The organism is Janthinobacterium sp. SUN211, from assembly GCF_030587315.1.
In the GTDB taxonomy this organism is placed as follows: domain Bacteria; phylum Pseudomonadota; class Gammaproteobacteria; order Burkholderiales; family Burkholderiaceae_D; genus Janthinobacterium; species Janthinobacterium kumbetense.
The window spans coordinates 232,993-245,206 of sequence record NZ_JAPWIC010000002.1; the positions used below are offsets into that span (position 1 = coordinate 232,993).

A 12,214-nucleotide genomic window follows, 5' to 3' on the forward strand; every position below is an offset into this window, starting at 1 on the left:
GCAATGCGCTGTTGCTGCGCCGCCACGCATGACCGTCGCGTGGCGGCGCAGCCAGTCCCGCTACAGCACGGCCAGCGCGATGGCGGCCAGCACGGCCGCGCCGCCGATGAGGCGCGCCAGGCGCATGGCCTGGTGCGGCGCGTAGGGCAGCAGCCAGATCAGCAGCAAGCCGCAGCCCGTCAGGCTGCCGACCCAGTAGACGAGGCCGTAGCCGCCGCCGGCGATGTGCATGGCCCAGGCCAGGCCGGTCGCCAGCGCCAGCCACCCCGTCCACTGCAGGCTGCGGCGCAGCGGCGCGGGCGGTTCGGCGCCGCGTCCGTGCAAGTCGGCGTAGTGGCGGTCCATCGCCAGGCACAGTGAGGACAGGCCTGCGTAGCACAAGGCAAAGACGAGGAAATTGGCTAACAGTTCCATCACGCGGCCTCCATCGTTTGCGCCGGTTTTACCGCATCCGTTGCCTTGTGTGCCTTGGCCGCCTTCACGGGCAGCGGTTTCAATTTGAACGCCGCATACGCGAGGCCCAGGCCCAGCACCAGCACCACCAGGTCGAAGGCGGCCACCGCCACGGGGCCGCGGCCCAGGAACAGGGTCACGCCCAGGTGCGATTCGGTGGTGAAGACGTTCAGCACGGGCAGCGACGCCAGCAGGAAGGCGCCGGCGGCCAGCTGCATGCGCCACATGGCGCGCGACGGGCGCAGCTGGGCGATGATGGCGGCCAGGGCCCAGGCGCCGAAGAAGCAGGCGATTTCCTCCTGCGGCCGGTCCTCCATCGTCACCGACAGCAGGCGGTTGGCCCAGAAATAGGCGCCGAAGGCGATCGGGATGCCGGCGATGGCGCCGATGTTGAGCGCTTCCACCAGGCGCAGGCCGAAGCTGGCGCGCTTGCCGGCGGCCAGCGCCTTGGCCTGTTTCTGGCGCGTCTTGACGGCCCACAGCAAGGCGCCCGTGGCGACCATGGCGCAGCCGGCCAGGCCGGACAGGAAGAATAGCGCGCGCAGCAGCGGTCCGCCGAAACGGGCGATGTGCAAGCCATACATCACGCCGTGCGTGGCCGCCGCGCCGGGCAGCGCGTCGCCGTCGGTGGCCAGCAGCTTGCCGGACACGCCATCGAATTCCAGCGACGGCTGCTTCGACGACATGTCGCGTCCGGACGCGCGCGACAGCGTCACGGTGGCGTTGGCGTCGCCCGGATTATTCACGGAGATGCGCTCGACCTTGCCGCCGCCCCAGTGCTGTTCCGCCTGGCGCACGAGGGGCGCGAACGGCGTCAGCGGCGCGGCCACGCCGGCCGCCTTGCGCTCGTCCGAGCGGCCCGGGAAGGCTTCGGCAAAGAAGGCATCCTGGTCGCCCTTGTAGGCGGCCGTGGCGCCGGACGGCATGTACAGGAACATCAGGGTGACGAGGCCCGTGTAGGTGATCATCATGTGGTAGGGCAGGGCCAGCACGGCCGTCACGTTGTGCGCGTCCAGCCACGAGCGCTGGCCCTTCTTCGGCCGGAAGGTAAACAGGTCCTTGAAGATGCGCTTGTGCGTGACGATGCCGCTGATGATGGAGACGAACATGAACATGGCGCAGAAGCCCACGATCCAGCGGCCCCAGATGGCGGACATGTAGTGCAGGTCGAAATGCAGGCGGTAGAGGAATTCGCCGCCCCGCGTCTCGCGCGGCTTGGACAGCACTTCGCCCGTGGCCGGGTCGGCCTTTTCGCTATGAAAATTGCCGCGCCGTCCGCGTTTCTTTTCGCCCGGTTGCGACGGTTTGCTCCAGCCCAGCTGCGTGGCGGGATTGCGCTCGCCGGGCAGGCTGATGAACCAGCGCGTGGCGCCCGTGGCCCGCTCCTCCATCGCCTGTTGCGCGACCTTGGCCGCCACTTCCGTCGTCACTTCGCTGGCGGCGGCGCCATGCAGTTCGGGCTGCATCCACAGGGTGATTTCATTGCGGTAGTAGCTGGCCGTGCCGGCGCAAAACACCAGCAGCAAGATCCAGCAGACGAGCAGGCCGGACCAGGTGTGCAGCCATGCCATCGACTGGCGGAAACCTTCTTTCATGCGAGACTCCAGGATAGTGCGTCCATCCACTGCAGGATGGCGGCGATGACGGCGGCGGGAATCAGAAGGCCCAGCCAGGCGCGCAGGGCGCTGCGCGTGGCGAAGACCCACATCACGGCGCAGGTATAGATGGCAAACGACAGCAGGGTGGCCGTCATGACGGCTTCGGAGCGGGCCATGGGCAGGCTCACCGACAGCAGCATGGTGACCAGCGCGGCCAGCACGTAGCCGCCAACGATGGCCGCCACGCTGCGCGAAGCCACGCCGAGGCGGTACACGGCCCCGGCGGAGAGCCGCAGGCGCGGCATTTTTTCAGTGGTGGCTGGCGCTTGCATGGTCAGTCGTGATCCTTGCTCGGTGGCAGGGCCGGGCCGGCCGGCAGCGGCGTCACGCCCTGCGGCTGCACCAGGCTCAGGGTCGTCACGAACATGGCCTTGTCATAGGCTTGCGCGCCGCGCTGGCCGGCCGTCTTGTCCGTGTGTTGCACTTCCAGCACATAGGTGCCCTTCCATGGCAGCGGGAAGCTGACCAGGCCTTGCGCATCGCTCCACACTTCCTTGCCCCAGCCCGACTGCACCACGGCGTTGACCTTGGCTTGCGCCAGCGGCTTGCCCTGGTAGCTGACCTGGAACTGGCCTGGTTTGCCGGTCGGCACCAGGTCCAGGGTCAGCGCGGGCGCTTGCGCCTTGCCGTCGGCGACCAGGCGCGCGGCCGGGACCCACACGGTGCGCGTGGCCTTGCCATCCTTTTTCTCTTCCCACGACGGGTAGTTGTCTTCCTCGACGATGATGCTTTCGCCGGCGCCCACCTTGCCATTCAGGATGAACGCGCCGGCTGTCTTGCTCGCCTGCAACGGTTGCGCGCCCTTGGCGGACACCCACGTCACGTTCTTGATGCTGAACTTGTCCAGCAAGCCGGGCGAGGCTTCGCGCAGGTTGTCGCCGAATTCGCCGAAGTACACGCTGGCCGTCTTGCCGTCCTGCTGCAGCCAGATCTGGTGCGCGCTGGCCGCGCCGGAAACGAGGGCCGCGCCCAGCAGGGCGGCGGCGAGGGCGCCGAGGCGCGCGATGGAAGTGAGGTGCATGGTGTATGCCTTAGTTTGTGGTGAGAAACGTGGTTGTCGCAGCGGTGCAAAGTACCGAAAAGTGGCGGCGGCAGCGCCGGCCAGCGAACGTGCTCGCGCCATGAAACGACCTTTTTGCGTTATCGATATGGGAAGGCTTGCTTGGCAGGGATGCCTGGCTGGCGCAGCGTGTCATCCAGCTGCGCATCGGCCATGCCGTCCTGGCCGGTCGATGGCAGGCGGGATATGCGAGATGCAGACTCCGAATGGAATCCAAATGTGAATGAGAACTATTCTTATTATAGTGCGAGGTTGCGAGACATGCAAGAGTGTGATGTTGTAAACGCGCACGGCCACCGCAGTGACGCGGCGGCCGTGCGTGCGCGGGAGCGCGGAGTTTACAGCTGGCCGCGCAGGGTCAGCATGGCGTTGCGCGGTTCGCCATAGAAGTTGGAACCATACGCGGCCCACACGCGCGTGTAGTACTTTTTGTCGAACAGGTTGTTCACCGTCAACGACAGCTCCAGCGTGGGACTGAGGCGGTAGCCCGCCTGCAAGCCCACCGTGGTGACGGGGCCCTGTTCGAATTTCACGGGCCCGTTCAGGCGGTACATGCTGCTGACGCTGCGCAAGCCGCCGCCCACGCTGATCTTGTCGAGCGCGCCGGCGAGCCGGTAATTGGTCCACAGGTTGAAGTTATGGCGTGGCGCGATGAAGGAATACAGTTGCGCTTTCTGGTCATCGCTGCCTTCGAGGGTGCGCGTGCTGGTGTAGGAATAGCCGCTCGTGATGTTCCAGCCCGGCAGGGGGCTGCCGCTCAGCTCGGCTTCCAGGCCCTGGCTGCGCATCTTGCCGGCGCCGATGGAAAACAGAGGGTTGGCCGGATCGGGCATGTCGCGGTTCTCGTCTTCCATGCGGAACAGGGCCGCATGCGCATTGACGTTCTTGTCGAACAGCTCCGCCTTCAAGCCCAGTTCGAATTGCTGGCCCGTGCGCGGCTTCAGGGTTTGGCCTGCTGCGTCCGTGGTGGTCTGGGGCGAGAAGATGCGCGTGTAGCTGCCGTAGGCCGATACCTGCTTGTCGAGCTCATAGACCAGGCCTGCGTACGGCGTGAACTTGGCCTTGATGGTGTTGCTGACGTCGGTGAACTGGTTGAAATACGTATTGCGGCTGATGGTATGGTTGTTCCGGTGCGTCAGGCGCCCGCCCAGGTTGACGGCCAGCCGGTCCGTTGCCTGCAGGCGGGTGCGCGCATACAGGCCGAACTGTTTGGTGCGGTTGTCGTTGCCGTCAGTAAAAGTGTAGCTGGGCTGGGGGATATTGTTATCCGGATGGAAGATGTTGATCGGGGTGTCCTTGCCGCCGCCGTAGCGGAAATTCTTGTGCACCTGGCGGTAGTCGGCGCCCACGATCAGGTCGTGGCTACGGCCGAACGCCTGGAAGGGCGTGGCCAGGTAAGCATCGAGTCCCTGCGTCTTCCAGTGGCTGCGGTAGCTCCAGGTGATCAGGCAGCTGTCGCCCGTGACAGGGTCTGCCGAACAATCGGACCAGCCGAAATGGCGCGATGGTTCGTCCTGTTCGCGGGACAGGGCGGTCACCTTGAACTGGCCGCCGTTGCCCAGCTTGTGATCGAGTTCGGCAAAATATTCCGTGACCTTTTCCGTGATGTGGTTCCAGGCCGGGTCCAGGTAGGTCGAGCGGGGCACGTCGAGCAGGCGCCCGTCTTCATAGGCGGGCAGGCCGAAGGCGGGACGGCCCTTGTATTCCTGCCAGGTGACGCCGCCCGTCAGCACGGTGCCCGGCGCCACGTCGATGGCCACGGTGCCGTACAGCAGCGGTTTTTCCGCATACACGTGGTCGACGAAGGAGCGCCGGTGTTCATAGGCGGCCACCAGGCGGCCGCGCACCTTGCCATCCGCGCTCAGGGGGCCGGTGACGTCCGCTTCCGCATAGTAGCGGTCCCAGGAACCCGCGCTGAGCACGCCGCTGGCGGCGAAGGTGTCGCGCGCCCGCTTGCGCACCAGGTTGATGGTGCCGCCCGGGTCGCCCGCGCCCTGGAACAGGCCGGCGGGGCCGCGCAGCACTTCCACGCGGTCATAGATGGCCAGGCCGTAGCCGGCCGACAGGTCGTTACCCGTGCTGGCGGGCGTCATCACGCCATCGACCTGCACCGAGTCAAGCGCATGGCCGCGCGAGTAAAAATTGCCGTGGTTGCCGCCCGTGCTGCTCGCTTCGACGGTGATGCCCGTCACGCCGCGCATGGCGTCGTCCAGGCTCAGCAAATTCTGGTCGTTCAGCTGCTGGCGCGTCAGCACGGAGACGGACTGGGGAATGTCGCGCAGGCTTTGCCGGCCCTTGCCGATGCTCACCGCTTGCGCCGCATACGACTTCGTCAGCTCGGTATCGATGGTCGCGTCCTGGCGCGCGCTGACGGTGATTTCCGCCAGGGTCGCCACCTTGCCCGTGGCGGCGGGCGCGGGGCGGATGATGACGCTGTTGCCGTCGATGCTGGCGGCCAGGCCGCTGCCGACCAGCAGGCGTTCCAGGCTGTCGGCCACGCTGAGGGTGCCGCTGACGGCAGGCGCCGTCTTGCCGGCCACCAGTTCCGGCGCAAACAGCAGTTGCAGATTGGCTTGCCGTGCCAGCTCATTCAGGGCTTGCCCCAGCGGTTGGGCGGCGATGGCCAGTTTGACGGGGGACAAGGTTTGCGCCTGTGCCAGGGGGATGTTGCCCAAGGCCAGCATGGCGGCCAGGGCGAGGGGAGCGGGTGTCAGATTGAGGCGGGGGGACCACATGTTGCATTTCTCCAGGTTAATTTATTGTCGATTAACTTGGTAGACGCGGCAGCGGAGAAAACCCTCACCTGCGAATGCGAATTATTTTCATTTATTGCAGTTGCATGGCCGGTGCCTGCGCGGCGGCTTTCGGCGCCATGCCGATGGTGCTGACGGTGCCGCTGCGCACGATCTGCACGGGCAAGAGCTGCGGCAGGGCTGCGGCGAAACGGTCCAGCTGGGTCAGGCTGAAGCTGCCGCCGATGCGCAGCCTGGCGACGGCGGGATCGCGCACGACGAAGCCCGTGTCGCCATAGCGTTCGAACTCGGCCAGCGCCGCGCCCAGCGGCACATTGTCGAAGGTGATCCTGCCGTCGCGCCACGACGCCACGCTGCCCGGGGCCAGGCTGGCGATGGCAGACAGGCGGCCGCTGGCATCGCTGCTGACGCCCTGGCCGGCCCGCAGGTCGACCCGGTCTTGCCGTGCACCCGCCACGCGCACCTGGCCATGCTGCACGGCCACGCGCAGCTTGCCGTCGTGTTCGAGGGTATTGCGCACGGAAAACTGCGTGCTTACCACCGTCACTGTCAAGGGACCGCTGAGCACGTCGAAGGGCTGGCCCTGCTTCGATTGCACCTGGAACAGCGCTTCGCCGTGCGCCAGGCGCACTTCGCGCCGCTGGCGGTACAGGGTGACGTGCAGTTGCGTGGCCGTATCGAGCTGCAGCTGGCTGCCGTCGGGCAGCGCGACGGCCAGGCGCTGGCCGCGCACGGTGGCATATGACTGGCTGAACACGGCTTGCTGTTGCCACCACTGGTAGCCGCCCGCGCCCACGCTCAGCAGCAGCATGGCGGCGGCCGCATACGGCAGGGAGCGCAGAAACGGGCGGCGCGGCAATGGCGCCGCAGCCGGGGGCACCGCCCAGCGCGCGGCGACTTGCGCGGGAATCCGCCGTGCTGCGCGGTGGGTCTGCTGCAGCTGCGCATATGTCTGCGCGTGCAGCGCATCGGCCGCCAGCCAGGCGGCAAACGCCGACTGGCCCTGCGCATCGAGGTTGCCGTGCCGGCTGAACCAGGTGGCGGCCGCCAGCGCCACGTCATCTTGTGTGGCGGCAAAGTCGGCGTACTCGCGCAAGTCCGCCTGCTCCTGGGCAGAGGGGCCGAAATCATGGCGGGGCGAGTGGGCGGTCATGGGCGCCATTATGTGGCTTCCCGCAAAGAATGCAACTGCGCCTGGCAACTGAGCATGCCGCGCGCGATATGTTTTTCCACCATGCTCACGGAAATGCCCATGCGCGCGGCGATTTGCGCGTGCGGCAATTCCTCGAACACGTGCAGCACGAAGGCGTCGCGGCAGCGGGGCGGCAAGGCGTCGATGGCGGCCACGCAGGCTTGCCAGTCCTGGCTGCTTTCCAGCGCCTGTTCCGGCTGCAGATGACGGGGGGCGGCCGGATGCGCGGCCTCCGGCAGGGCGTCGAGCTCCTCGTGCTGGCGCAAGGCGGCGCGGCGGTGCTTGTCGATCAGCAAGTTGCGCGCCGTGCGGTACAGCAGCGCGCGCGGTTCGCGCACGGCCGCTTCACCCAGCACGCGCGCATAGCTTTCCTGCACCAGGTCGGCAGCGGCCTCGCGGTTGCGCAAGCTGCGCCAGCAAAAGTTCAACAGTTCTTGGTAATAGCGTGCAACCACGGCGTCCGATGTATGAGTCCGCAGCCAGGAATGCCGCATATGAGAATGATTCTCATTATATGTCATGCCGGGATGTGGTGCTAAGCGGCTTGGCGCACCGTGGCAGATGTACAACGCTTTGCCGCTTGCCTGGCATGCGTTAACATGGGAAGTTAATATGGAGGCAAGATGGCTATACAAATCATCAATACGGCGCCGATAGCCGGCCAGCGGCCCGGCACTTCGGGCTTGCGCAAGAAGGTGGCTGTCTTCAGCGCACCGCAATACCTGGAAAATTTCGTGCAGAGCGTTTTTGACACGCTGGGCGACTGCCGCGGCCAGACCCTGGTGCTGGGCGGCGACGGCCGTTATTACAACCGCGCGGCCATCCAGACGGTGCTGCGCATGGCGGCCGCGCACGGCTACGCGCGCGTGCTGCTGGGGCAGGGCGGCATCCTGTCGACGCCGGCCGTCAGCTGCGTCATCCGCAAGCATGGCGCCAGCGGCGGCCTGATCCTGTCGGCCAGCCATAACCCGGGCGGCCCCGACGGCGATTTCGGCATCAAGTACAACATCGCCAATGGCGGCCCGGCGCCCGAAAAAGTCACCGAGGCCATGTTTGCGCGCACGCAAACGATCACCGAATACCGCATCAGCGACGCTGCCGACATCGACCTCGATACCCTGGGAGTGGTGCGCATCGAACAGATGACGGTCGAAGTCATAGACTCCGTTGCCGACTATGCGGAACTGATGCAGCAGCTGTTCGACTTCGACGCCATCCGCGCCCTGTTCGCGGGCGGCTTGCGCATCTGCTTTGACGGCATGCATGCCGTTTCCGGCCCGTATGCGACGGCCATCCTGGAAGGCATGCTGGGTGCGCCCAAGGGCAGCGTCATCAACGGCGTGCCCCTGGAAGATTTCGGCGGCGGCCACCCGGACCCGAATCCCGTCAACGCGCAGGAATTGATCGCCATCATGGCGGCCGACGATGGGCCCGACTTCGGCGCCGCCTCGGATGGCGACGGCGACCGCAACATGATCGTCGGCCGCCGCTTCGACGTGACGCCCTCGGACAGCCTGGCCATCCTGGCCGCCAACGCCACCGTGGCGCCCGGCTACCGCGCCGGGCTGAAAGGCATCGCCCGCTCCATGCCCACGTCGGGCGCGGCCGACCGGGTCGCCAGCGCGCTGGGCATACCGTGCTACGAGACGCCGACGGGATGGAAGTTCTTCGGCACCCTGCTCGACGCGGGCCTGGCCACCCTGTGCGGCGAAGAAAGCTACGGCACGGGCTCGAACCACGTGCGCGAAAAGGATGGCCTGTGGGCCGTGTTGTTCTGGCTCAACCTGCTGGCTGAGAAAAAGCAATCGGTGGAAGAGATCGTGCGCGCCCACTGGGCCACCCATGGGCGCAATTACTATTCGCGCCACGATTACGAAGACATCGACAGCGCCGGCGCGGCGCAGCTGATGGAAGCCGTGCGCGGCCAGCTGGCCGCCTTGCCGGGCCAGGCGCTGGGCGGCTACACGGTGGCGCTGGCCGACGATTTCAGCTACACGGACCCCGTCGACGGTTCGGTGGCGACGCAGCAGGGCATCCGCATCATCATGACGGACGGCGCGCGCATCGTGCTGCGCCTGTCCGGCACGGGTACCGAAGGCGCCACCCTGCGCCTGTACCTGGAGCGCTACGCAGCCGATCCGGCGCAGCATGACTTGCCGACCCAGCAAGCGCTGGCGGGGCTGATCGCCGTGGCGGAAACAGTGGCGCAGATCCGCGCACGCACGGGGCGCGATGGGCCGACGGTGACGACGTAAAAAAGGGCGCCCGAGGGCGCCCTTTTTGCGTTACATCAAACCGGCATCACGCTTTCGCCGGGATGACCGCCTGGCGGTAGTTATCCACCATCTTGTAGCGCTTCGCATACAGGCCGAAGGCCAGCATGGCCACGGCGGCAAAGGCGGCGAAGAAGAACATCTGGAAGGCTGTCACGCTGATGCCGCTCTCGGCGATCTTGCCGATCACGCCTTCGTTCATGACGCTGCGGTTGACGATCAGCACCCACAGGTTGCCCACCGTGGTCGACAGGTTCCAGAAGCTCATGATGGCGCCCTTCATGGACACGGGCGCCTGGCTGTACGCAAATTCCAGGCCCGTCGCCGAGACCAGCACTTCGCCGAACGTCAGCAGGGCGTACGGCAGGATCTGCCACATGATGGAGACGGCGTTGCCGCTATCGAGGGCCAGCTGCAGCAGACCGATGACGATCCACGCCAGCGAGGAAAAGCCGATACCGGCCGTCATGCGGCGCAGGGCCGTCGCTTCCAGGCCGAAGCGGTTCAGCATCGGGTACAGCACCAGGTTGTTGAACGGGATCAAGAGCATCACCAGCATCGGGTTCAGCGCCTGCATCTGCGCCGGCAGGAACCAGCTTGGTTTTTCCATGGTGTTCGCTTGCACGATCCACGTCGAGGCCTTCTGGTCGAACAGCGAGAAGAACGGCGTGACGAGGGCGAAGATGACGAGGATGCGCAACACGGCGCGCACGCCTTCGACGGCTTCGTCAGGGTGGATGCCGCGTGCGCGTTCCAGCTGCATGGCCGTGCCGATGCTGCCGAAGGCCAGCAGCAATACCAGCGCGGTACACGCGGCAATCACGAAGCCCCATTCGGGAATGCTGTAGAACGCATACAGGGCGCCGATCACGCCGACGTAGGCCACGTACAGGCCGGGACGCGAACCGCCGTCGACACGGGCCAGCAGGGCCGTGCGGGCCACGCGGGTGAACGAATCGGGATTCGGCGGCGCCGGCGGCACGTGCACGTATTTCTTGGCGCCCATCCAGAAGACGATGGTGGCAGCCAGCATCATTAGGCCGGGGATGCCGAAGGCGATCGACGGGCCGAAGTCGCGCAGGAACATCGGCATCAGCAGCGAGGCGAAGAAGGAGCCGAAGTTGATGATCCAGTAGAACAGGTCGAATACCAGCTTGGCCTTGTGCTTGTTGGTCTGGTCGAACTGGTCGCCGACAAACGAGGCCACCAGCGGCTTGATGCCCCCGGAACCGAAAGCGATCAGGAACAGGCCGAAATAGAAGCCGTTGACGCTGTTTTCAAACAGGGCCAGGCAGGCATGGCCGGCGCAATACACGAGGCTGAGCCAGAAGATGGTGTTGTATTTGCCAAAGAAACGGTCGGCCAGCCAGCCGCCCAGCAGTGGGAAGAAGTACACGCCGATGACGAAGGTGTGGAAGACGTGCTTGGCTTCGCCCGTGCGCTGGTCGATCGGGATCATCAGCAGCAAGGTGCTGATGAGGAATGGCGTCAGGATGTTGCGCATGCCATAGAAGCTGAAGCGTTCGCAGCCTTCGTTGGCGATGATGTACGGTATTTGCCGCGGCATTTTGCCCGTGGCGGTTTGTGTCTCGGCCGATGACATTGGCTCTCCCCCAAGTTTTTTTTGTAAGCCGCGATGCTAAGGCCTGCCGCGTTTGCTTGCAACAGAAAAAACGGCCTGTCCGCTATTTCGCAGAGATTTGTAAGGTATTGATTTTCATAAAGACATTACTTTCGGCACTTGCACGCGCCGGGCGGGGCAGCCACAGCTGCATTTGCAGCATGCCATCCGATGCGGGACAGTCTTCCAGGGTAAAACCGCAAGCGAGGTACAGGGTCAATGCCGCGTGGTTGTCCTGCGCCACGGCCAGGCGCACGCGGCCCAGTTCGGGAATGGCGCAGGCATGGGTGATGGCGGCCTGCACCAGTTGCCGTCCCGCGCCGCGTCCGCGCGCCTGCGGTGCCACGTACACACCCCACAGGCTGGCCTTGTCATGCACGACGGCAATCGGTTCGCGGCGCAGGCCGGCCAGCGCGATCAATTGTTCCTCGTCGAAAGCGCCAAATATTATTTGGTGGGAAGTGGCGCGCAAGCGCTGGGCTATCTGTGCCAGCGGCAAGCCGCTTTCCGCCGCATGCGTGGTGCAGAAGGCGGCGGGCAGTTCGGCGATGCCGGCCAGGCGCAGCGCGCGGTAGGCGGCAACGTCGTCTGGCGCGAGGGGGCGGACAGTGATGGCTGGCATGTGGGCGAGTATCGGGCTTCGATGCCAGAAAGTAAAGCTTGTGCTGCAAGGCAAGCGTCCCTGGCCATCGCGCCCGTCGCCGGCGCAGGGGTGTTACTGGGTGGCGACGCGCTGCATGGGCGCATTGTCCTTGCGCCATTGTTCCAGGCTGATCAGCTCAGCGCTGACGATGTCGTCGACGAGGATGCGCTTGCCGTCGGGCGAGACGACGAAACTCTCCCACCGGTGCGCCGCATCGGGCGTATTTTCGAAAAAGCTCAGCTGATAACAGGCGACGCCATCGACGAGGCGCGTCTCGGGCGACGTTTCCATCACGGCGCCATGGGCGCGGCCGCCCGACGCCTTTTCGATATGCGCCGACCAGGCCTTGATTTCCGGCAAAGCCATCAAGGCATCGATGGCGCGCGCGTTCTGCTCCGGCGCCGCCGTCTGGCTGCTCGCGGCCGGGGCATTGCCTGCCTGCGGCGCGGATTGCTGGTGCAGGTAGAACGCGCCGAGCCCGGCGGCCAGCAAGCCGGCCAGGATGCCGGCGATGATGGTGGTTTTGGAAGAGGAGGCGCGTGGCGGCATGATGGTGAGCAT

11 protein-coding genes are annotated in these 12,214 nt (G+C 65.8%); 1 reads left to right on the forward strand and 10 read right to left on the reverse strand.

The window, feature by feature from the left end:
- Nucleotides 1-60: 60 nt before the first annotated feature.
- The 7 genes from O3301_RS06700 to O3301_RS06730 all read right to left on the reverse strand — a co-directional run bounded on the left by O3301_RS06700 (nt 61) and on the right by O3301_RS06730 (nt 7,571).
- Nucleotides 61-414, reverse strand: coding sequence for a DUF3325 domain-containing protein (locus tag O3301_RS06700; protein WP_305056383.1), 354 nt, complete (start codon nt 412-414; stop codon nt 61-63).
- Nucleotides 414-2,048 carry a PepSY domain-containing protein gene (locus O3301_RS06705; RefSeq protein WP_305055960.1) on the reverse strand — a complete coding sequence of 545 codons (1,635 nt, stop codon included), beginning with the start codon at nt 2,046-2,048 and terminating at the stop codon, nt 414-416. Before O3301_RS06705 ends, O3301_RS06700 begins: the two co-directional genes overlap by 1 nt.
- Nucleotides 2,045-2,383 carry a DUF3649 domain-containing protein gene (locus O3301_RS06710; RefSeq protein WP_251350631.1) on the reverse strand — a complete coding sequence of 113 codons (339 nt, stop codon included), beginning with the start codon at nt 2,381-2,383 and terminating at the stop codon, nt 2,045-2,047. The genes O3301_RS06705 and O3301_RS06710 overlap by 4 nt, the downstream gene beginning before the upstream one ends.
- A gap of 2 nt (nt 2,384-2,385) precedes the next feature.
- A complete protein-coding gene (locus O3301_RS06715; protein WP_289916938.1) occupies nt 2,386-3,132 on the reverse strand; it encodes a DUF4198 domain-containing protein in 747 nt (248 codons plus the stop codon).
- Between the two features lie 377 nt (nt 3,133-3,509).
- Complete coding sequence (locus tag O3301_RS06720; RefSeq protein ID WP_305055961.1) at nt 3,510-5,906, reverse strand: TonB-dependent receptor; 2,397 nt, start codon at nt 5,904-5,906, stop codon at nt 3,510-3,512.
- 91 nt (nt 5,907-5,997) lie between these two features.
- Nucleotides 5,998-7,077, reverse strand: a complete 1,080-nt coding sequence (locus tag O3301_RS06725; RefSeq protein WP_305055962.1) for a FecR family protein — start codon at nt 7,075-7,077, stop codon at nt 5,998-6,000.
- Nucleotides 7,078-7,085: 8 nt separating this feature from the next.
- On the reverse strand, nt 7,086-7,571 hold the full coding sequence (locus O3301_RS06730) for a sigma-70 family RNA polymerase sigma factor (protein WP_289903810.1): 486 nt from the start codon (nt 7,569-7,571) through the stop codon (nt 7,086-7,088).
- A gap of 168 nt (nt 7,572-7,739) precedes the next feature.
- Between O3301_RS06730 and O3301_RS06735 the strand changes: the two genes are divergently transcribed.
- Nucleotides 7,740-9,371: an alpha-D-glucose phosphate-specific phosphoglucomutase gene (locus tag O3301_RS06735; RefSeq protein WP_305055963.1), complete on the forward strand. Its 1,632-nt coding sequence runs from the start codon at nt 7,740-7,742 to the stop codon at nt 9,369-9,371.
- A 46-nt stretch (nt 9,372-9,417) separates the two neighbouring features.
- Here the strand turns inward: O3301_RS06735 and O3301_RS06740 are convergent, their stop codons facing one another.
- From O3301_RS06740 to O3301_RS06750, 3 genes are all read right to left on the reverse strand, one after another.
- Nucleotides 9,418-10,956: an oligopeptide:H+ symporter gene (locus O3301_RS06740; RefSeq protein ID WP_171985176.1), complete on the reverse strand. Its 1,539-nt coding sequence runs from the start codon at nt 10,954-10,956 to the stop codon at nt 9,418-9,420.
- Between the two features lie 118 nt (nt 10,957-11,074).
- Nucleotides 11,075-11,632: a GNAT family N-acetyltransferase gene (locus O3301_RS06745; RefSeq protein ID WP_305055964.1), complete on the reverse strand. Its 558-nt coding sequence runs from the start codon at nt 11,630-11,632 to the stop codon at nt 11,075-11,077.
- Between the two features lie 93 nt (nt 11,633-11,725).
- Entirely contained in the window at nt 11,726-12,202 is a 477-nt protein-coding gene (locus O3301_RS06750) for a hypothetical protein (protein ID WP_305055965.1), read from the reverse strand.
- Nucleotides 12,203-12,214: the final 12 nt, after the last annotated feature.